Origin of the sequence: Alteraurantiacibacter palmitatis (assembly GCF_037154115.1) — a bacterium.
Classification (GTDB): domain Bacteria; phylum Pseudomonadota; class Alphaproteobacteria; order Sphingomonadales; family Sphingomonadaceae; genus Alteraurantiacibacter; species Alteraurantiacibacter palmitatis.
Window position 1 is genome coordinate 203,854 of record NZ_JBANRO010000005.1, and the last position, 20,589, is coordinate 224,442.

Consider the following 20,589-nt stretch of genomic DNA (forward strand, 5'->3'; position numbering starts at 1 on the left):
ATCAGAATTCGAGCCGCACACCGGCCGAGACGGTGAAGCGGTCGTAATCGTAAAGGGCGATATTGCTCCAGTTGCGCGTGAAGCTGGCGCGCGGCTGGAAGAACAGGCTGTCGGTCAGCGCCAGTTTCAGGCCGATCTGCGCGTCCACCCGTTCATCATGCCGCTTCACCAGAAACAGCACGTCGGCCGCGTCATAGCGGCGCATATCGAAAGCGATCCCGCCCTGCACGGCCAGCCGCTCGGTCAGCGGATATTCCCCGCCCAGCGAGGCGTTGGCGAACCAGTTGGAATAGGCATCGCCCGCCTGCCGCCGCGTTTCTTCCTTGCCGCCGGACAGCGTGGCCGAAAGGTTGCGCGTGACATAGCCCAGCGCGACGGCAAACCGGTCGGCATCGAGCAGGGGCTGGGTATCGAAATCCAGCCGGTTGAATTGCGCGGACAGGGTGATCGCGCGGCCCTGCGTCAGCACGCGGGTATATTGCGCCACCGCGCCATAGCTGTTGCGGTAACCATCCCCGTCCAGCCAGAAGCGCTGCACCTGGCCCGACAGCGAGAGGACATCGCGGTTGGCAAAACTGTGCGCGAAGCCCGCCGTGCCGGTCAGGCTGGCCGTATCGAAAGCGGACGTGTCGAAATTGTCGCGCCAGCTGCCCAGCACCGAGGCAAAAAGGCGATCCTGCCGCGAAATGGCGGTGACGCCCGAGACGCCGCCGGTCAGCTCGTAGAACTCGTCCCCTTGCGCGCGCGCACCCGGCCCCAACTGGCCCGGCCCCAGGAAGGAGAACAGCGGAATTGTGATCTGCGTCAGGTCGGTGGCGGCGTTGATATTGTCGTCATACCCTGCGCGCGCATCGAGGAAGCCCGACACATCGCTGCCGCCGCCGGCAATCTGCCGGTCGAACTGGCGCACAAAGCCGGTAAAGCGCTGACGCACCGGATCGGGCAGGGTGGGATCGTCCACCACGGTCGCAAATTCGCGGCGTGCAGTGTCGATATCGCCCGCCAGCGCATAGGCGCGGGCGAGTTCGGCTCGCGCGGCGGCATGGGTGGGGTGCACCGCCAGCACGCGTTGCAGCGCGATGATCGCCGCGCCGTAATTCCCGCTGTCGAGCGCGGCAATGCCCAGCGCATAGTCAAATTCCGGATCGCCCGCGCGCGTCGCTTCCTGCGGGGCAAGCGCGGCATATGCGGCTGCCGCCGCTTCGGGCGATTGCTGCTGCGCGGCTGCGGGCAAGCCCGCCACACCCGCCAGCAAGGCCGCCATCGCCGGCAGAAAGCGCGTTACCCACATCTTGCACATCATCAGCCCTGTTCCCCAAGTCGAAGGATCGAAGTGGGGGCAAGCCTATGGCAAGCAGGGCAAATCCGCCGCTGACAAGCCCGGTTGAAGCTGTGACAGTGCCCGTTAGGATCGTGACGGCGGTGCGGGGCGGCCGCTCAATCCGCCGCTTGCCAGCGCAGCACCGCGCCGTTGCGGCGATCGGGCGAGGCACCGGCAAGGTTGGCGGCATAGGGATCGCCCGTGCCCGGTTGCAAACCGACATAGCGGTGGGTCGCCAGCGAAAGCAGCATGAACTCGCCCCCCAGCATATCCTGCCATTGGAATAGCGAGGCGTTTTCATCGCGCAGGCCATCGGGTGCGATCAGCCGCATATCGGCGGCAAGCCCCGCACCCGTTACCACCAGAAAGCGTCCGCTCTCCACCGCTTCCAGCGCCACGCGCCCCAGACCCCGGTCATGCACACGGAAACGCACAGCTGCGCCTGCCGCGCTGGCCGATGCGGCGCTGACATGGTGCAGCATCCCGTGCGGACTGGCCCAGGCAAGACTCTCATCCGCCAGATTGTGCATCGTGATGACGCGGCCCAGCGGCACATTTTCGCTGCGGTCGGCCAACGGCTCTGTCACCGTGAAACGGTCGAAATCGGCCCAGCCTTCGCTTTCCCCAGCCGCCCTATCCCCATCTGCGGTGTAGGCGAACAGGGCAAAGCGCACGCCCTGAAAGGTCTTGAGCTGGTAAGGTGTGCGGACCGGTTCGCCAAAGGGCGTGAAGTCGGTGCCGTTCGTGCTGTAGCCGAAGCGGGCCTCCTCCACCCGCGCATCGAAAGTCAGGCGCAGATGCACCAATGGGCCGGCCATTGGCGTGGTCTGCACGGTGTCGCTTGCCTGATCGTAAAGCCGCAGCGTGTACCCTTCACCGTCGCGCACAACGCCCAGCGTTGCGTGCGGCAGGTTGAGCAGGCCCAGCCCCGCAATATCGCCCGGCGCAAGGCCGCTGGCGTCAAGCAGCGCGGTTGCCTCGGACAGGGGAGCCAGCGCCCGCTGCGTCAAACTGCCGCGCGCACGCAAAAAATCAGGCGCAGGGCGCGGGCGCAGCCGCAGGAATCCGGGCCGCTCGGCAAGCGACCAGCGGCTGTCGTCGGGGTGATGGTTCCATTGCCACACCGGTTGCAGCGCCGGGCCATCGAACGTGTCAGTGCGATCCCATGCCGGGGTCGGCGGTTGGTGATGCCCGGTGGCAGGTTTGACCCATGTGCGTGGGGATCGCCCCGGATTGCCGGGCAGGCCGAACATCGGCCACCCGTCCTGCCAATGCACGGGCGAGAGGAATGTGGTGCGGCCCATCGCGCCTGTATCCATCATCGAAAAGCCCCACCAATCGCCATTGGGCAATTGCACCAGCCCGCCCTGATGCAACGGCGTGGCGCCATGGGCATTGGCGCTTTGCGGCCGCGTAAACGCGAACCGCGCGCCGGGGCCGGGCAGCGGCTTGCCGAGGCCGTTATCCGCCAGCCACCAGCCGCGCTGCGTCCCCATCGTCTCGCCTGCGCTGATGACGGCGGTTTCCCACGGGCCGTCCAGCCGATCCGCGCGCGCTGCCTGCATCCGGCCGGTGGGCGCGTAATTGGCGCTGATGATCCAGTATTGCCCGCCGATCTTGTAGAAATGATGCCCTTCGCCCATCGCATTGCCGGCAGGGATAATCACCCGCTCGGTTCCGGGGAGGAAACCCGACAGGTCTGGCGCCATCTCAATCAGGCGCACCTCGTCATAGCCTGTCACCGCCCAGACGCGCCCGTCATCGTCGAACAGCACCGAAATATCATGCGCATCGCCGGGAATGGAGCGGTGCGTCCAGGGCCCTGCCGGATCGCGCGTGCGAAAATGCTGGAGGCCGTGGCCGTTCACATTGGCAAAGATATGGAACTCGCCATCGTGATAGCGCAGCGAAGGCGCCCATATGCCCTGCCCGTAAATCTCCTGCCCTTCCTCCATCCGCCAGCCGGGGCCAAGGTCGAGCCGGTCGAACGCATAGGACACCAGCCGCCAGTTCACCAGATCGCGCGAATGCAGCAGCGGCAGGCCGGGCATCACATGCATGGTTGTGCCGGTCATGTAATAATCTTCGCCCACACGGATGATGTCGGGATCAGAAAACTCGTCCTGGAACAGCGGGTTGGTGAAGGTGCCGTTGCCGTTGTCGGCCGTCCAGCCCGTTGCAGGCGCGGTTTGCGCCGCGGCAGGATTGCCGAGAACCAAAGCTGCCAGACATATCAGCCAAACCCGCACACGCGCTCTCCTTGGCGCAAAGGAGAGCCTATTACTCCGACAATTTCAAGCAAGTTGGCGAAGGAGTGGAGGAGGTGAAAATGGTGAGCCCGACAGGATTCGAACCTGTGACCCGCTGATTAAAAGTCAGCTGCTCTACCTACTGAGCTACGGGCCCACGCCTTTGGGATGGCGTCACCTAGGCAGGGGGCTGCGCCGGGTCAAGCGCGCATATAGCTGCGCCAGCGTGAGGCCGGTCAGCGGATCACGCCAGCCGCGCGCAATCGCCACCGCCGGTTGCAGCACGAAGCTGCGCGCGCGAAACAGCGGATGCGGCACGATCAGGCGCGGCGGCAAGGCCACGACGCCGCCCGACCAGAGCACAATGTCGAGATCAATCACCCGTGAACGCCAGCGCTGCCCGCGCCGCACCCGGCCCAGTTGCGCCTCCACCGCCTGCAGCGCGTCCAGCAGTTCGAGCGGATCGAGATCCGATTCGAGCAGCAACGCCCCGTTGGCATAACGGCGCAGCGACGGGCCAATGGGCGCGGTTTCGATCACCGGGGCCATGGCCACCACGTGTCCCAGCGGCCCATCCATGATCCGCGCCACTGCCGCCAGAACAGCGCGCGGATGGCCGATGCGCGGGTGGCGCTGGTTCGATCCCAGCGCGATCAGATAGTGGTGCCGACTCAGATATCCTCCGCAATCCGCCCGTAAAGCTGCGGGCGGCGATCGCGGAAAAAGCCCCAGCTGGCCCGGTGGCGGCGCGCGGCATCCAGATCCAGCGTCGCCACCAGCACGCCGGTTTCCGCAGCGCCGTATTCCGCCAGATAATCGCCCCATTCGTCGCAAATGAAGCTGTGGCCGTAAAAGCCGATGCCGCTGTCTTCCGGGCCTTCCATGCCGATCCGGTTGGCGGCGACCACCGGCATACAGTTGGACACTGCATGGCCGATCATCGCGCGGCGCCACATCCGGCTGGTGTCCATGCCCGCATCCTTGGGCTCGGACCCGATGGCGGTGGGGAACAGCAGCACCTGCGCGCCCAGCAAAGCCAGGCAGCGCGCGGTTTCGGGATACCATTGATCCCAGCAGATGCCGATGCCGATGCGCGCCATGCCCGTCGGTGTGGGAATATCCCACACCTTGAACCCGTCATTGCCGGGGCGGAAATAGAACTTTTCCTCGTAACCCGGCCCATCCGGAATGTGGCTTTTGCGGTAAGTGCCCATGATCTGCCCATCCGGCCCGATCATCGCCAGCGTGTTGTAATAATGGTGCCCGTCCCGCTCGAAGAAGCTGGTGGGGATGGACACTTTCAACCGTGCGGCCAGCGCCTGCATCGCAATCACCGAAGGGTGCTCGGCCAGTGGCCTCGCCAGCGCGAAGAAATCGTCCTTCTCCTCGCGGCAGAAATAGGGGGAGGAAAACAATTCGGGCGGCAGGATCAGCTGCGCACCCTTTGCCGCGGCCTCCTCCACCAAAGCGGACACGGCGGCGATATTCTCGGCCTCATCCCAGGAGCCGAGGGGCAGTTGCAGGGCGGCGACGGTCAGCGTGGTCATGCGCTGCGCTTAGCCGCCCTCTTCCTCTACCTCAAGCGCCGGAAGCCAATCAGGGCCGCTTGCGGAACAGCAGCGTCATCCGGTCGCTTTCGCCAATCTGGGCGCGGCGGGCGCGTTCCTCGCTGCCTTCGGGCGCACCGGCGAAACTGGGGGGCAGCGACCAGACGCCGCGCTCCCAAATGGCAGGATCGGCCGGGTTGGCGTTGATATTGCTGCGCGCAACCAGTTCGAAACCATAGGCTTCGAACAGCGCGATCACATCCTGTTCGCGCTGGTAGCCGTTATCGCCCAGCACATAGGATGCGGGCGCATCGGCGGGGGCGCGGTGCTGCTCCACGCCTACCAGTCCGTCGTCCTTCAGCATGGCGCGCAAGGTCACCGCCAGATCATGGAACCAGCCAAACCGGCGGATATTGTGAATCTCGCGCATGATCATCACGCGGTCGACCGTGCCGTTCAGTTCCTGCGGAACGCTGCCGATATTGGCGCCGATCACCCGCGCGCCACCTTGCGGCACCCATCCCGCAGCCTGACCGGGGAAATTGTCGGCAGTGTTGCGCATCGACTGGAAAAAGCCCGGCCCGCCGCTTTCCCCGACATTGGGGTTGAGGCCGATATACGTGCCCTCTGCGCCCAGATAGGGGATCAGGATGCGGCTGAACCAGCCGCCCGACGGCATGAAATCGACCACCGTCATCCCCGGCTCGACCCCGAAAAAGGTCAGCGTTTCGGCCGGGTTGCGCCAGCGGTCGCGCGCCCGGTCGCCATCGCGGATCGGGCTTGCCAGCACTTCGGCCAAGGCCGGATGGGCGGCGTGATGATGCGCGGCGGCAGGTGCCTGCGCGGCAACGGGGGCCGAAAGCGCAAGCGCGCAGGCAGAAAGCAGAGCGGCGGCAATTCGCATGATCTTCTCCATCGGGGGGGCATGGGACAATGTGCTGCTGCCAGCCTAGACCGAAGGCCGTGGATGACAAGCGGGTCTTTCGGTACCATCTATGCCGCTCAAGGAGACAGCAAGATGGCAAGCAGTCAGGCAATCGTTGCGGGCGGATGCTTCTGGTGCACCGAGGCGGTGTTCAACGATGTGGCGGGCGTCACGGGCGTCGAGAGCGGCTATATCGGCGGGCAGGTGGCCGATCCGACCTACAAGCAGGTGTGCACCGGTGTGACAGGCCATGCCGAAGCGGTGCGCGTGACCTTCGATCCGGATACGGTCTCGCTGGCGGACATCTACGATATGTTCATGGGCACGCATGATCCCACGCAATTGAACCGGCAAGGCAATGATGTGGGCACGCAATACCGCAGCGCGATCTTCCCGCTGGACGATGCGCAACGCGCCGAGGCCGAGGCCGCCATTGCCCGCTGGAATGCCGAGCATCCGGGCAAGAAGGCGGTCACTACGATCGAAGGTCCGGCCATCTGGTATCCGGCGGAAGACTATCACCAGGGATACTGGTATGGCGAAGGCCAGCGCAATCCCTATTGCCTGGCGGTGATCCCGCCCAAGCTGATGAAATTGCGCAAGAGTTTTGCCGCCAAGGTAAAGGGCTAGAACGCCCTTACCGGCGCGATACAAGCCCCGCCAGCCAATGGCGCAAGCGATCCCACAGCGACGGGCTGATGTCCTCTGCCGCTTCGGCTTCTTCGCGCAGCAGGCGTGCGCGCAGCGAATTGTGCGCGCCCTCCTCGATATGCAGCTGGCGCGGCTCCTTGGGCATCATCCATGCAAGGTCGGGGCCGTCAGCGGCGTGCGCCATGTCATCCATCGGGAATGACGCAGGCGCCATGGCCGGCGCAGCATCGCCCAGCATGGCCTTGATCGGCAGGTCGAACACCGGCTCCTCCATGTCGGCCCCGTCGGCTTCCGCCGCTTCGGGTTCTTCCCAGGCAATGCCGGGATCGGGCAGCGAGGTCGGCGCGGACATGGCAGGCGGCGGCGCCACAGGAGGCCACATATCGCCCAGCCGTTCGATGGACGAAGCGCGCTCCACCGGGGAAGTGCGCGGGCTTTCCGGCATGGTCGGCGCAGGAAGAATTGCCTCAGGCTCAGGCTCAGGCTCAGGTTCGACCTGCGGTTCCGGCTCATACGCCGAAGGAACGGGCGGTGCGGCGGCAGCAAGGGGCGGCTGCACCGGCGGCACGCGCGGCGCTGTCAGGTGCCGCATCCGGGCCAATTGCTCCTCGATCGAGGGGATGGCAGCTTCGGCAGAAGCAGCGTCAGGGGCCATGGAATCGGCTTCATCGGCATCGCGCCATGGCGCAGAACTGGTCAGCCCGGCGAAAGGCCCGGTATCGGGCTGAGCTTCATCTGCCCACTCCTCGTCGGCTGCGGCCTCCTCGCCATCCTCCGCAACAGCCATATCGGCTGCCGGGACAAGCGCGGCTTCCGGTTCCCATTCATCCTCGGCGTCGATCGGGGCGAGGCCCAGCAGCATCGACGGCACCGGGCGGCGTTCAGCAGCCAGCGGATCGCCCGCCTCTTCCATGATCCGCGCCCCGCCCATCGCCATGGCGACCTGCGCCTCGGCCAGTTCATCGGGATCGAGCACGAGGACGGGCTTCTTCTTGGGCCTGCCCATGCGGCCGCCCAGCAGGCTCCCATAGGGACCATCGGTGAAATTGCCCGCCGCAAGGCGCGCTTCGTGGTCGGCAATTTCAAGGCGTTGAGCAAGGGCCATGGACCAAGCCTAGGGCGATATGGTGCCGATAGGCTTTCCCGATATGGTTAGCGCTGCCTTAACGCCGGAAACGCGCGACGAAGAAGCCATCCAGCCCGCCCGCCTCCGGCAACAGGCCCGGATGCGTGCGCAGCCAGCCTTGCGCCGTGGGGGCGAGGCCTTGCGGCAATTCCTCCGTCCGGATAGGATCGGGGGCGAGCGTGATGGCGGCCACCTGCTCCTCCCCCTCCGCCGCCTCCAGCGAACAGGTGGCGTAAACCAGCCGCCCTCCCGGCGCGAGCCAGCGCGCGGCGCGGGCCAGCAACGCGGCCTGCAATTGCGCCATATCCGCGATCTGGCGCACCCCGATGCGGTGCAGCACGTCCGGGTGGCGGCGGCAGGTGCCCGTGGCGGTGCAGGGCGCGTCCAGCAGCACGGCATCGAACGGCAGCCTTGGCTCCCATTGCAACGCATCGCCCTCGATCACATCGGCAGCAAGCCCGGTGCGGGCGAGATTTTCGCGCAGGCGCTCCAGCCGCTTCTCGCTCATGTCGAGCGAGGTGACGCGCCAGCCATTTGCCGCCAGTTGCAGCGTCTTGCCCCCCGGCGCGCTGCACAAGTCGAGCACGCTGCGCCCTTCCCCCTGCCCCAGCAGGCGTGCAGGCAGACTGGCGGCCAGATCCTGCACCCACCACGCGCCTTCGCCAAAGCCGTCCAGCTTTTCCACCGCCGTCCCGCGCGCCAGCCGCACATGGCCCGGCATAAGCGAGATGCCGCCCAGCCGCGCAGCCCATTCAGCCGTGCCTGCGTGATCCTTCAAAGTCAGGTCGAGCGGAGGGGGCGCGGCCAGCGCGGGCGCGACCTCCTCTGCCAGCGCACCCCAGCGCATATGCACGCCGTCGGGCAAGGTCGGCGCATCGGGCAGCGATGCCCCGCGCTTGGACAGGGTGGAGAACACGCCATGCGCCAGACGGCGCGGCCCGCCGTCGAGCAGCGGCAGGCAGGTCGCCACCACCGCGTGTGGCGGGGTATCGAGCCGCAGCGTCTGCGCCAGCATCAGGCGCAGCACGGTGCGCACCTTGGCATCATCGGCGAGGCGATTGCGCGTGGCCGTGTCGATCAGCGCGTCGAGATCGACCAGCCAGCGCAAGGCCTCGCTCGCAATGGCGCGGGCCAGCGCGCGGTCATCGCCGCGCTCCACCCCGCGCAAGGCACCGGGCGCGGCCTGTTCCAGCGTTTCGCCCCGGCGCAGCACGGCGTCCATCAGGCGCAGCGCGGCGCGGCGGGCGGGAAATCCTGCGGTATCGGTCATCCCCGGCCCTTAAGCCGCATTGCAATGCCGCGCCAGTGCCGCCATCTTGCCCACATGACAAAGCGCGCAACCCAGCGGCCCGGAAATTTCGTGAAGCCCGCCCACTGGACCAGCGACCCCGCGCCCGCACCGGCTCCGTCCACGAATGAGGAAGAGTTGTCTCCCACCCGCTATGGCGATTGGGAGAAGAACGGGATCGCCATCGATTTCTAGTCGCGCCTGCCCTCATCCGCCGGGCCAAACATTTTCACCCAGTCCACCTTGGCAAGCGCCACCAATGCCGCCAGCATCGCCATCTGAACCGCAATGCTGATCGGACTGGTCAGCGTATCGCGGAACGCCTCGCCCAGGCTGGTATGCGCCACCAGATATTGCGCCGACCCGGCATAAAAGGTGTAGGACACCAGCCGCCCGGCAAAGAAGGCCAGCGTGAAGGGCAGGATCCGCACTCCCGCCAGCCCCACCGCGCCGAATTGCTGCGCCGAAGGCAGCGGCGACACGGCGAAGAACACCAGCGCCAGCAATCCGCCATGCTTCTGCCGTTCAAACGCCGCACGCGCGGCGGCAAGGTTGGCGCGCGTCTTTTCCGACAGGCTGCCTGCGAATTTGCGAAAGCCCAGCGCCAGAAGATAGCGCCCCGTGGACGAAGCGAGCGCCGCCACCGGCACCAGCCCCGCCAGCGGCAGGTTGGAATTGATGCCGAACAGCACGATCACCGACCATGTCGGCGGCCCGAAGGCGGGCAACAGGTTGATGGCAAAGACAACCGCGAAAAGGATGAGGTATTCGGTCAAATCCATCCCGCCAGCTCGCGCCGGATCAACGCTTCGAGCATATCGATGCCCACCGGCTTGTCGTTGAGGCACGACAGCGCGGCAAACTGTTCGCCGCCGCATTCGTCCACGAATTGCTCGCGCCCCCTTATCGCCAGCTCCTCCAGCGTTTCGAGGCAATCGGCCGAAAAGCCCGGCGCGGCGATGGCGAGGCGCCTGGTGCCGTTTGCCGCTTCCTCTGCAATCACCGTGTCCGTGGCGGGTTCCAGCCATTTGGCGGGGCCGAACCGGCTCTGGAACGTGGTGCGCAGCCGCATGGCGGGCCGCTTGCCGCTGGCCCGCAGCGCATCGCCCAGCAGGCGCGCGGTCTTCATGCAGTGGCAGTGATAGGGATCGCCCAGCTCCAGCGTGCGCTTGGGCATTCCGTGAAAGCTGAGCAGCAGCACTTCAGGTTCGAAATCGAGCGCGTCGAGCTGCGCGCCGATATCGGCGGCGAGCGCGGCAATATGCAGCGGCTCGTCATGGTATGGCGGCATGACGCGCAAGCTGGCTTGCCAGCGCATCGCACGCAACGCATCGGCGGCCTTGTCCATAACTGTGGCCGTCGTCGCGCCCGAATATTGCGGGTAGAGCGGGGCGAGCACGATCCGTTCGCACCCCTTGTCCATCATCGCCTTGATCTGGCGCGGGATCGACGGCTCGCCATAGCGCATGGCCCAATCGACGGTCACGCCATCGCCCGCCAGCCGGTCGGCCAGCGCCTGCGCCTGCCGCATGGTAATGGCGGCCAGCGGTGATCCATCCTCGCTCCAGACCTGTTGATAGGCGTGCGCGCTTTTCTTCGGGCGGACATTCAGGATGATGCCGCGCAGGATCGGCTGCCAGATCAGCGGCGGGATTTCCACCACGCGCCGGTCGGACAGGAATTCGGCCAGATAGCGGCGCACGGCCGAGGTGGTGGGCGCGGCGGGCGTGCCCAGATTGACGATCAGCACGCCTACCTTGCCGCTGGCGACAGGCGGGTGATCGGCGGGGAGCGATTGCATTTGCCAGGTCATGGCCGCTGCCTTGCCGAAAGGAGGTGCGGGCGCAAGGGGTCTATTGGTCAGGTGTTCCGGCAGCAGCTCCGGCATCGGGCTGGATGCTGTCGAGCTGCTCCGCCGTGGTAGCGCCGGGCATGGCCGGATCGGCTGCCGCCGGGCTGGTGGGCGCGGGCGCGGGCGCGGCCTGCATGGCGCGCGACAGGTCGAAGGGCAGGTTGCGGAAAGGGAGGCCCGTGGCCGATTGCAGCGCGGCGGCTATTGCCGGGGCGACAGCAGGCACGCCGATCTCGCCCGGATCGAAGCTGTCCGCCTCGCTCTCCACCAGATCGACGAGGATGCGTGGGCAATCGGCCAGCGATGGAACCTTGAGGTCGGCCAGCCGCGCAGTGGTGGGGCGGCCTTCGTCGTATCCGGTGGCGCAGCCCAGAGCGAGCCCCAGCGCGAAGATGACGCCGCCTTCGATTTGCTGGATGGCGATATCGCGGTTGACCACGCGGCCGATATTCACCGCCACCGCAATCTCGCTTACCCCGATGCCCCGCTCGCCGCTGCCGGCGGTGGCGACAACCGCGATACGGCCCGTGGCGCCCGCACGGGTCATGCGGTGGCAGGCGATGCCCTGCCCCGTTCCGGGCGCGCCGCCTTCCCAGCCCGCCAGCCGCGCGGCGCGTTGCAGGCAATCGACCAGCGCCGGATCGCCGCCCAGCATGGCAATGCGGTAACCCATCGCCTCGTGCTGGCCGCGCAGCGCGGCTTCGTTCACCACGCTTTCCATGGCAAAGCAGGTGACCGCATCGCCGCCCCCGCGCATCCGCCCGGCAGGCAGCGGCAGATCCACCGGTATGTGATAGGCGGCCAGATTGGGGATGGCATAGGGCGGATCGATCCCTTCCAGCGCCAGCGGATCGGCGCGCCCTGCCACCGCTTCTTTTGCGGTCCAGTTTGTCAGGTTGGCGAACAGGCGGCGGCCGAGTTCCAGTGCGGCGGGCGGGGTTGCCACACGCAGGCGCAGCGCGGCGATGCGTCCGTCCCCCGTCAATTGCGCGCCTGCCAGAATAGCGGCAGGCGCCCTTGGATAAAGCGCCGCCTGCTCCTCTGTGCGCGACCAGACCAATTGCACCGGCCTGCCCAACTCGCGCGCGATCAGCGCAGCCTCTATCGCCTGGTCATGTTCCAGCCGCCGGTCGAAACTGCCGCCAGCGGGCATGGGATAGAGCACCACATCGGCGGTGGAGAGGCCAATGGCGCGTGCGGCGGCAAGGCGGGCGGCTTCGGGAAACTGGCTGGCCATCCACAATTCCAGCTTTCCCCCCACCAGCCGCGCGGTGACGCTGGTCGTCTCGATCGTGGCGTGGACGGCGGGCGCGATGTCGAACCGCAGGGCCATATTGGGGGAAAAGCCGTCATCGCCCAGCCCCCGCTGCGCGATCACGTGTCCGGTGCCTCGCCGCACGCCATCATCCAGGCTGGCGGTCAGGCGTTCGCTGCGCACCATGCGCGATGCGGCAAAGCGCGGATTCATCGCGGTCAGCGCGCGTTCGGCGTTCCACCAATCGGTCGCGGCGACGGCCAGCCAGCGCTTGCCGCGCACCACGCCGACAAGGCCGGGAACGCCCGCGATCCGCTCCAGATCGTAGCCCACCAGCTCGGCTTCGGTCTGCGGGCCGTGGCGGATCGCGGCATAGACCAGATCGGGCAGCCGCACATCGCCGGCGAACAGCCATGACCCATCGACCTTGGATGGCAGATCGAGGCGAGGGAAGCCGGTCGAATGGTCCTCATTGTCCGGCTCCTGCCCGGTGTCACTGGCCGGGACAAAGGCCGGATCGCGCGGCGCATCGGGGCGCAAGGGCGGCGGGTCGGGCGGATCAAACCCGGCAGCCTCTGCCGCCAGTTCGGCAAAGGTCAGGCGGTTTTCGCCATGGATCACGAACCCGCTCGCCGCCTCGCACTCCTCCCACGCCACGCCCCAGCGCGCGGCCGCTGCCATCTGCAACATGGCGCGGGCCGATGCGGCGGCCATGCGGCACGGCATTTCATAGGCGGCCATGCTGGTGCCATCCGCCGTGGCCGTGAAGGCGTTGGTTTCCGCCCAGCGGCGCAGCAGCAGATCATCCGCCTCGTCGCTCAGCATGGGGATCGCCAATTCGCGCAAGGGGGCCCAGCGCGCCGCCAGCGGCAGATTGGCATAGGCACCGCTGACGGGCGCCGGCTCCACCGCCATCTGCCGCCAGTCCGCGCCAAGTTCCATCGCCACCACCTGCGGCAGCAGCGTGGTGATGCCCTGCCCCATTTCCAGCTGCGGCACCGCCACGGTGATGACCCCGTCGTCGCCAATCTTGAGCCAGACATCGAACACCGTCTCGCCGGCAAGCGGCTCAAGCGGATTGTCGAACCGGCGTGGCAGCAAGGCGAACGCAACCAGCAGCCCGCCGCCCAGCGCCGCCCCGGTCAATACGCCTCGCCGTGTCAGCTTCACCGCGTGCTCCCTTTGCTTCGGTGCCTTTAGGTGCCGCTCAACCCGCTGGCCTGTCGAGCCATTCGGTCAGCTTTTGCGCAATGCCGGCAAAATAGCGGCCCTGCTCGCTGTCATTGGCAGCGGGCGGCTGGCCGGTATCGCTCGCCACGCGGATCGCCATGTCGAGCGGCACCCGGCCGAGGAATGCATGGCCCAGCGTCGCTGCCGCCGCTTCCGCCCCGCCCCGGCCGAAAGGATCGCTCCCCTCGCCGCAATGCGGGCAGATATAGCCGGCCATGTTCTCGACAAGGCCCACCACCGGGATCTGCGCCTGCGCGAACAGGTCGATCGCACGGGTCGCGTCGATCAGCGCCAGATCCTGCGGCGTGGTGACGATCAGCGCACCATCGGGCTTGAACTTTTGCAGCATCGTCAATTGCACATCGCCGGTGCCCGGAGGCAGATCGACCAGAATCAGATCGGCATCGCCCCAATCGGCCTCCATCATCTGCGTCAGCGCCTGCCCCACCATCGGGCCGCGCCAGGCAATCGCCTTGCCGCCTTCGATCAGCTGCGCCATCGACAGCAGGCGCACGCCGAATTCGCTTTCCACCGGGATCAGCGTCTTGCCCTCGGCACGCGGGCGACCGCGCGCCGGGTCGAGCAGCATCACCTGGCTGGGGCCATAGATATCGGCATCCACCACGCCCACCTTGCGGCCCATGCCCGCCAGCGCCACGGCGAGGTTGGCGGTCAGCGTGGATTTGCCCACCCCGCCCTTGCCCGATCCCACCGCCACGATCCGGCGCTTGGGCTTGTCCGCCATCAGGCCCACGCGCACCTCGGTCACGCCGGGCACCCTGCTTGCGGCGGCTTCCAGCTCCTTCTGCAATTGCGCCGCCGCGCTGCGACCCAGCCCGCCGGCATCGGCGATGATCGTGGCGACACCCTCGGCAAAGCGAACGGATCGAACCATGGACGAAAGTTCAGGTGGTAAAGCCTGGCGAATATCATCTGCGCTTGTCATGGCGCCCCTGCTAGCCGCTGTTCGCGCAATACGCAGCGAAAATTGCGCGGCTTCCCCTGTTTTTTGCCGATTTGCCCCCTATACAGGTTGGCATGGAGAGAACTGGCGGTTTGATCGAAAGGATCGCACTGGCAATGGCCGGAAAGCGTAATCCCTGGGGCGGTTCCGGCGATGGCGGGAGCGATGGCGGCAATGATGGCAACAGCGAAAGCCCCGAATCCGGTGCACCGGGCGAAGGGTTGAAGGGCGAAGGCAAGCCGCCGCGCGGGCCGCGCAATCCGTGGCTGCCCGGCGGCTCTGGCGGCAGCGAAGGCCCGGGTGACGGACAGCCGCCACGCCGCTCTGCCTCGATCGAGGATCTGTTCAAGCAGCGTGGCCCCGAAGGCCCGCGCCGTTCCGGCGGCGGCGGCCCGCGCGGCCCCAATTTCCGTATGCCGCAGCGCCCCGGCGGGGGCAGCTGGCTGCCACTGGCGCTGGGCGCTGTTGCGGCGGTGTGGCTGTTTGTCTCCAGCGTGCACTTTGTCCAGCCGCGCGAACAGGCGGTGGTGACCTGGCTGGGCGGGCGGTTCAGCCATACGCTGAATCCCGGCACCAATTTCACCATGCCCTGGCCGATCCACGTGGTGGATGTCGAAAATGTCAGCGAAATCCGCATCGAGCGGATCCCCGCCGGGAACGAGGAAAAGCTGATCCTGACGGCTGACCAGAACCTGGTGAACCTGTCCTACCTCATCCGCTGGAACATCTCCGACCTCTCGCTCTACCGCTTCCAACTGTCCGAACCGAACGAGACTCTGCTTGAAGTTGGCGAGGCCGCAATGCGCGCCGCCGTTGCCGAACAGGATCTGGACACGGTGCTGACGGGTGAAGGCCGCGCGACCATTGAAGGGCAGGTGCGCCGCAATATGCAGGGCATTCTCGATGCCTTCCGTTCGGGCATTCTGGTGCAGGGCGTCGAAATCGCCCGCACCGACGCGCCCTCGCAGGTGATCGAGGCGTTCAACGACGTGCTGGCCGCGCGCCAGAACGCGGAACGCAACCTCAACGATGCGCGCCGCTATGAACAGCAATTGCTGGCCCAGGCACAGGGTGATGCGGCCGCGTTCGACAATATCTACGCCGAATACCGCCTCGCCCCCGAAGTGACCCGGCGCCGCCTGTATTACGAAACCATGGAAAATGTCCTCGCCAATACGGACAAGACGATTGTGGAGGCAACGGGTGTGACCCCCTATCTGCCGCTTCCCGAACTGCGCCGCCGCGCCGCCGCCAGTGCAGCTGCTGCTGCGGCCCCGGCTGCACCCGCGACGGGAGGACAGTAAGATGTGGGAAACGCACAAGAATTCGCTGATCGCTCTCGGCGTGCTGATCGTCGCGCTGCTCAGCAGCGTGGTAATCGTGCCCGAAACGATGCAGGGCGTGAAGATCCGGGCGGGTGAGCCGGTCTATACGATCAACCGTTTCAATCCCAACCAGCCCTTTGGCCAGACGGGCGCGGGCATTTACTGGCGCATACCGCTGTATGAACGCATCCAGATGGTCGACCGCCGCGTGCTTGACCTGGATATGGAGCGCGAAGAAGTGCTGGCGGTGGACCAGCAGCGCCTGGTGGTGGACGCCTATGCCCGCTTCCGCATCATCGACCCCGTTCTGATGGTCGAACGCGCGGGCACCGAGGGGCAGCTTCGCGCCGCCCTGCTGCCGATCCTCAATTCCGCGCTGCGGCAGGAACTGGGCCGGCGCACCTTTGCCAGCCTGCTGACGCCCGAACGCGGCAATGCCATGACCAATATCCGCGATGCGCTGGACCGGCAGGCGCGCACCTATGGCGCGCAGGTGCTCGATGTGCGGATCAAGCGGGCCGACCTGCCCGAAGGCACCCCGCTGGAAGCCGCCTTTGCGCGCATGGAATCGGATCGGCAGGAAGAAGCCGAAACGATCCGCGCGGGCAGCCGCCGCGACGCACAGATCATTCGTTCACAGGCTGAAGCCGCCGCCGCGCGCATCTATGCCGATGCCTATGGCAAGGATCCGGAATTCTACGATTTCTACCGGGCGATGCAGTCCTACCGCCGCACCTTTGAAACAGGTGAAGGCGAAAGCTCGATTATCCTTTCGCCGGATAACGAATATCTCCGCCGTTTCCGGGGGGGCTGACGCAATCAGGCGCGACGACTACATTTGTCGTTCAAAGCCCGTTCAGGTGGATTGGGCTGGAACAGGCACCTGGGACAGGCATTCCGCTGCAACAGCCGGATGGCATTGCAGAGGCAGACAACAAGGATGAACAAGGACGTGAAGCCAGTGCGACTTTCCTACGGCATCACTTCGGCCCTGCTGATCGGCGGGGCCGCCATTTCGCTTGCCACGGGTCACCCCGCAGGGGCACAGGTGGCGCAGAACGAACTTCTGACGGGCCGATCGGTGCCGGTGGCGGGCGCGCCATCGAGCTTTGCCGATCTGACCGAGGTGCTGATGCCGGCGGTGGTGAACATCTCCACCCGCCAGCGGATCACCATCGAAAACGCCAACCCCTTTGCCGGAACGCCTTTCGCCGATCTGTTCGGCAATCGCGGCGGCGGCACCCCGCAAACGCGCGAGGCGCAGTCGCTGGGATCGGGCTTCATTGTCTCGGCTGATGGCTATGTCGTCACCAACAATCACGTGGTGCGCCCCGATGGCCGCGCGCGGCTCGAATCGATCACGGTCACCCTCTCGGATGGCACGCCATACGAGGCAACGTTGGTGGGCACGGACGAGCAGAGCGATCTTGCCGTGCTCAAGATCAACCGCAGCCAGCCTTTCCCCTTCGTGCGTTTTGGCGATTCGAGCGCGGCGCGCGTGGGTGACTGGGTGATTGCCATCGGCAATCCGTTCGGCCTTGATGGCACGGTGACAGCGGGCATCATTTCGGCCGTCTACCGCTCCACCGGCAGCCGCGGCGCGTTTGACCGCTATATCCAGACCGATGCCAGCATCAACCGCGGCAATTCGGGCGGGCCGCTGTTCGACATGGCGGGCAATGTGATCGGCATCAACAACGCCATCCTTTCGCCTTCGGGCGGCAATGTCGGCATTGGCCTTGCGATTCCGGCAGAGGATGCGCAGCCAATCGTGCAGCAGCTTATCAACGGCCAGACGATCGAGCGCGGCTTCCTGGGCGTGCAGATCAATCCGGTTGACCGCGATTTTGCCGCCGCTTTGGGCATCCCGGAAAACAGCGGCGAATTCATCCAGAGCGTGCAGCCGGGCCAGGCGGCCGAAGCGGCGGGCCTGCAGGCGGGCGACGTGGTGATTTCGGTCAATAACGAACAGATCACCCGTAACCGCAGCCTGTCCTACATCGTCGCCAATATCCGCCCCGGCACGCGCGTGCCGGTGGAGTTTATCCGCGATGGCGACCGCCGCCGCGTGACGGTGACCGTGGGCCGCCGCCCCAGCGAGGAAGAACTGCGCACGCAGGCGCAGGGCTTCGATACCGATCAGGAAGGCCAGGGCGAGCTGGATCCAGCCAAGGATACCGGTGTTCTGGAGCAGGTGATGGGCGTGCAGGTTCTGGCGATCACCCCGCAGATCGCCCGGCAGCTCGGCGTATCTGCCGATACGCGCGGTGTGGTGGTTGCCGCAGTCGATCCGGGTTCGGACGCGGCGCAAAAGGGCCTCGCCCGCGGCACGATCATCAGCAGCGCAAATGGCCGCGCCGTCACCACGCCTGCCGAACTGGAAGCGCAGGTGCGCGCCGCGCAGAACGAAGGACGCGAGGCGGTTCTGGTGCGCATTATCGCGCGTGGACAGCCCGAAAGGACCGTGCCGGTGCGCCTGCGCCGCGGGAACTGACAGGCAGGCCCGAGACCCGTCCGTTACGCCAAAGAAAAGGGCCGCTCCCAATGGGCAGCGGCCCTTTTTCGTGGGTGGAGGCGACTGATCGGGTTCAGGGTCGACGCACCGGCCCGCCGGTCGCCTGTTCGAGGAAATCGTCATTCGCCGCCGGCGGCGCCGATTGCGGGGGCAACCCCATTCCCTCCACGCCGTCACGTCTCGGCAGGGGCGCACGGTCCATCGGCGGATCGCCCGGCCCCGACGGGCTGGTGCCCTGCCGCTGCGGCTCGATCAGATTGCCGCGTTCGTCGATGTAGTAATAATCGTCATACTCGCCGTAAAAGGCGTCCGGATCTTCCAACTGCCAATCGGGCAGCTTCAGCTCGGTATCGAATTCCTCCACCGGGCGGCCCTGCACCGCGCGGCGCATATAGGCGGCAAAGGCGCGCGCAGGCGCGGTGCCACCTTGCAGGCCAGCCACGGCGCGGTTGTCGTCCCGGCCCATCCACACGCCCGTGGTGATGCCGCTGGAAAAACCCACGAACCAACCGTCCTTGTTGTCGCTGGTGGTGCCGGTCTTGCCAGCCACGGGCCGTCCGATCTGCGCCGCGCGCCCCGTGCCGGTATTCACTGCGGTCTGCAACAGATCGGTGATACCGGCTGCAACATAATCGGGCACCAGCGTCAGTTGCGGGGCATCGCGGTGGCGATAGAGTTCCTTGCCATCAGCGGTGGTGACGCGCACGATCCCATAAGGTTCGACCGATTGCCCGCGCGCGGCCACGGCGGCAAAGGCGCGCGTCATGTCGAGCACGCGCACTTCCGAACTGCCCAAGACCATGGCGGGCGTGGTTCTGATCTGCGTGGTGATGCCAAACCGGCGCGCCATGCTGGCAACATTGGAAAAGCCCACTTCATTGCCCAGTTGCGCCGCCACCGTGTTGACCGAATAGGCAAAGGCGGTGCGCACATCGATATCGCCGGTGAAGCGGCCGTTGGAATTGCGCGGGCTCCAGCCGTTGATCGTCACCGGCTCATCCCGCACGCCGGTGCCGGGCGTGTATCCGGCTTCCAAGGCGGCGAGATAGACGAACAGCTTCCATGCCGACCCCGGCTGGCGCAGCGCGGTGGTGGCGCGGTTGTAATTGCTGGCGACGTAATCGGTGCCGCCCACCATCGCCAGAATCGCGCCGTCACGGTCAAGGCTGACCAGCGCGCCTTGCGCACCCGCCGGCACGTTGGAACGGATCGCGCTGTCAGCGGCCGCCTGCAGACCTGGGTCGATCGTGGTCCATACCTCGATCGGTTCGAAAGTGCCGCTGGGCAGCAGCAGGTCAAGCTGGGGCAGCACCCAGTCTGTGAAATAGCGGATCGAGTTCTGCCCCGCTTCGCGCCGCAGCTTCACCGTGGAGACATCGACATCGCGCGCCAGCGCCGGGTCGAGATCGCCGTATTTCACCATCTGCGCCACCACAACATTGGCGCGGCTGACGGCCGCTTCGATATCGGCAGTGGGGGAATAGCGGCTGGGCGCCTTCACCAGCCCGGCGATGATTGCGGCCTCTTCCAGGGTCAGTTCGCGCGCGGAATGCGAGAAAAAGCGGCGGCTGGCGGAATCGATGCCATAGGCACCACCGCCGAAATAGACCTTGTTGAGGTAGAGTTCGAGGATCTGTTCCTTGGAAAAATTCCATTCCAGTGCCATCGCCAGGATGGCCTCGTTCAGCTTGCGATCGAGCGAGCGGTTGGAATTGAGGAACACATTGCGCGCCAATTGCTGCGTGATGGTGGATGTGGCGGACACCTGCCGATCTTCGGAAAAGGCGTTGTAGACCGCGCGCGCCAGCCCCAGCGGATCAATCCCGAAATGCGAATAGAAGCGGTGATCCTCCACGCTGATCATCGCGTCCTTCATGACCTGCGGGATTTCATCCTGGCCCAGCCATTCGCCATAGGAGGGGCCAAGCGCCACGATCTCACTGCCGTCACGCGCCCGCACGACAATCGACTGGCCGTTCTGGCTGCTCATCAGGGCGGCAAAGGAGGGCATTTCGCGCGCGGCGAAGAATACCGCCGTACCAATCGCAATGGCGGCCAGCGCGCCCAGCACGGCGCCCGTCATGGCCAGCCTGCGCAGCCAGCGCGCGGCAAAGGCCTTCCAGCCGGCGGGTGCGGGCTTTCCCTTGCGGCTTTGCGACGATCTGGAGCTTGCGCCCCGCCTGCTGGCCATGTGCCTCTTGGTCACCCTTTATCGGCAAAGCGGCGGCCCTGCCGCGCCCGTAAAGCCGCGTCGATCCTGCCCGCTTGCATGAGACAAGGATAACCTGCGGTTAACAGGCGATGCCTTTTCCCAGTCCTGACAAGGCCCGCCAATACCTTG

At 66.2% G+C, this 20,589-nt stretch carries 17 protein-coding genes and 1 tRNA gene; 5 read left to right on the plus strand and 13 right to left on the minus strand.

The window, feature by feature from the left end; translation table 11 throughout:
• Position 1: 1 nt before the first annotated feature.
• From WFP44_RS07785 to WFP44_RS07810, 6 genes are all read right to left on the minus strand, one after another.
• Positions 2-1,303 carry a surface lipoprotein assembly modifier gene (locus WFP44_RS07785; protein ID WP_336925871.1) on the minus strand — a complete coding sequence of 434 codons (1,302 nt, stop codon included), beginning with the start codon at positions 1,301-1,303 and terminating at the stop codon, positions 2-4.
• A gap of 134 nt (positions 1,304-1,437) precedes the next feature.
• Positions 1,438-3,570, minus strand: a complete 2,133-nt coding sequence (locus WFP44_RS07790) for a glycoside hydrolase family 43 protein (RefSeq protein ID WP_336925873.1) — start codon at positions 3,568-3,570, stop codon at positions 1,438-1,440.
• A gap of 81 nt (positions 3,571-3,651) precedes the next feature.
• Positions 3,652-3,727: transfer RNA gene (locus tag WFP44_RS07795), tRNA-Lys, on the minus strand.
• Positions 3,728-3,744: 17 nt separating this feature from the next.
• Positions 3,745-4,302 carry a 2-amino-4-hydroxy-6-hydroxymethyldihydropteridine diphosphokinase gene (gene folK, locus WFP44_RS07800; RefSeq protein WP_336925961.1) on the minus strand — a complete coding sequence of 186 codons (558 nt, stop codon included), beginning with the start codon at positions 4,300-4,302 and terminating at the stop codon, positions 3,745-3,747.
• Complete coding sequence (gene aguB / locus WFP44_RS07805) at positions 4,242-5,117, minus strand: N-carbamoylputrescine amidase (RefSeq protein ID WP_336925874.1); 876 nt, start codon at positions 5,115-5,117, stop codon at positions 4,242-4,244. Before aguB ends, folK begins: the two co-directional genes overlap by 61 nt.
• Before the next feature lie 49 nt (positions 5,118-5,166).
• Positions 5,167-6,033, minus strand: coding sequence for a class I SAM-dependent methyltransferase (locus WFP44_RS07810; RefSeq protein WP_336925875.1), 867 nt, complete (start codon positions 6,031-6,033; stop codon positions 5,167-5,169).
• Between the two features lie 102 nt (positions 6,034-6,135).
• Here WFP44_RS07810 and msrA point away from each other — a divergent pair, with 102 nt between their 5' ends.
• On the plus strand, positions 6,136-6,672 hold the full coding sequence (msrA, locus tag WFP44_RS07815; protein ID WP_336925876.1) for a peptide-methionine (S)-S-oxide reductase MsrA: 537 nt from the start codon (positions 6,136-6,138) through the stop codon (positions 6,670-6,672).
• Between the two features lie 7 nt (positions 6,673-6,679).
• On the opposite strand, the gene WFP44_RS07820 is transcribed toward msrA, so the two are convergent.
• Both WFP44_RS07820 and WFP44_RS07825 read right to left on the minus strand, forming a co-directional pair.
• Positions 6,680-7,798, minus strand: a complete 1,119-nt coding sequence (locus WFP44_RS07820; protein ID WP_336925877.1) for a hypothetical protein — start codon at positions 7,796-7,798, stop codon at positions 6,680-6,682.
• Between the two features lie 58 nt (positions 7,799-7,856).
• Positions 7,857-9,089, minus strand: a complete 1,233-nt coding sequence (locus WFP44_RS07825) for an RsmB/NOP family class I SAM-dependent RNA methyltransferase (protein ID WP_336925878.1) — start codon at positions 9,087-9,089, stop codon at positions 7,857-7,859.
• Between the two features lie 54 nt (positions 9,090-9,143).
• Between WFP44_RS07825 and WFP44_RS07830 the strand changes: the two genes are divergently transcribed.
• Complete coding sequence (locus tag WFP44_RS07830; RefSeq protein WP_336925879.1) at positions 9,144-9,302, plus strand: DUF1674 domain-containing protein; 159 nt, start codon at positions 9,144-9,146, stop codon at positions 9,300-9,302.
• On the opposite strand, the gene WFP44_RS07835 is transcribed toward WFP44_RS07830, so the two are convergent.
• From WFP44_RS07835 to WFP44_RS07850, 4 genes are read right to left on the minus strand one after another with little or no spacing between them, the layout of a single operon-like run.
• Positions 9,299-9,889 carry a hypothetical protein gene (locus WFP44_RS07835; protein ID WP_336925880.1) on the minus strand — a complete coding sequence of 197 codons (591 nt, stop codon included), beginning with the start codon at positions 9,887-9,889 and terminating at the stop codon, positions 9,299-9,301. The two genes, WFP44_RS07830 and WFP44_RS07835, sit on opposite strands and share 4 nt — an antisense overlap.
• Positions 9,880-10,920 (minus strand): ferrochelatase, encoded by a 1,041-nt coding sequence (gene hemH, locus WFP44_RS07840; RefSeq protein WP_336925882.1) that lies wholly within the window; start codon positions 10,918-10,920, stop codon positions 9,880-9,882. The genes WFP44_RS07835 and hemH overlap by 10 nt, the downstream gene beginning before the upstream one ends.
• A gap of 40 nt (positions 10,921-10,960) precedes the next feature.
• The gene (locus tag WFP44_RS07845) at positions 10,961-13,384 is read right to left on the minus strand and encodes a molybdopterin cofactor-binding domain-containing protein (RefSeq protein WP_336925884.1); all 2,424 of its coding nucleotides are present in this window, start codon (positions 13,382-13,384) and stop codon (positions 10,961-10,963) included.
• A gap of 37 nt (positions 13,385-13,421) precedes the next feature.
• Complete coding sequence (locus WFP44_RS07850; RefSeq protein ID WP_336925886.1) at positions 13,422-14,339, minus strand: Mrp/NBP35 family ATP-binding protein; 918 nt, start codon at positions 14,337-14,339, stop codon at positions 13,422-13,424.
• Positions 14,340-14,524: 185 nt separating this feature from the next.
• Here WFP44_RS07850 and hflK point away from each other — a divergent pair, with 185 nt between their 5' ends.
• The 3 genes from hflK (at position 14,525) to WFP44_RS07865 (ending at position 18,227) form a co-directional block, all read left to right on the plus strand.
• Complete coding sequence (gene hflK, locus WFP44_RS07855; RefSeq protein WP_336925888.1) at positions 14,525-15,712, plus strand: protease modulator HflK; 1,188 nt, start codon at positions 14,525-14,527, stop codon at positions 15,710-15,712.
• Position 15,713: 1 nt separating this feature from the next.
• On the plus strand, positions 15,714-16,547 hold the full coding sequence (gene hflC, locus WFP44_RS07860) for a protease modulator HflC (RefSeq protein WP_336925889.1): 834 nt from the start codon (positions 15,714-15,716) through the stop codon (positions 16,545-16,547).
• Between the two features lie 126 nt (positions 16,548-16,673).
• Positions 16,674-18,227 carry a Do family serine endopeptidase gene (locus tag WFP44_RS07865; protein WP_336925890.1) on the plus strand — a complete coding sequence of 518 codons (1,554 nt, stop codon included), beginning with the start codon at positions 16,674-16,676 and terminating at the stop codon, positions 18,225-18,227.
• A 94-nt stretch (positions 18,228-18,321) separates the two neighbouring features.
• On the opposite strand, the gene WFP44_RS07870 is transcribed toward WFP44_RS07865, so the two are convergent.
• A complete protein-coding gene (locus tag WFP44_RS07870) occupies positions 18,322-20,439 on the minus strand; it encodes a transglycosylase domain-containing protein (protein ID WP_377922715.1) in 2,118 nt (705 codons plus the stop codon).
• Between the last annotated feature and the right edge of the window lie 150 nt (positions 20,440-20,589).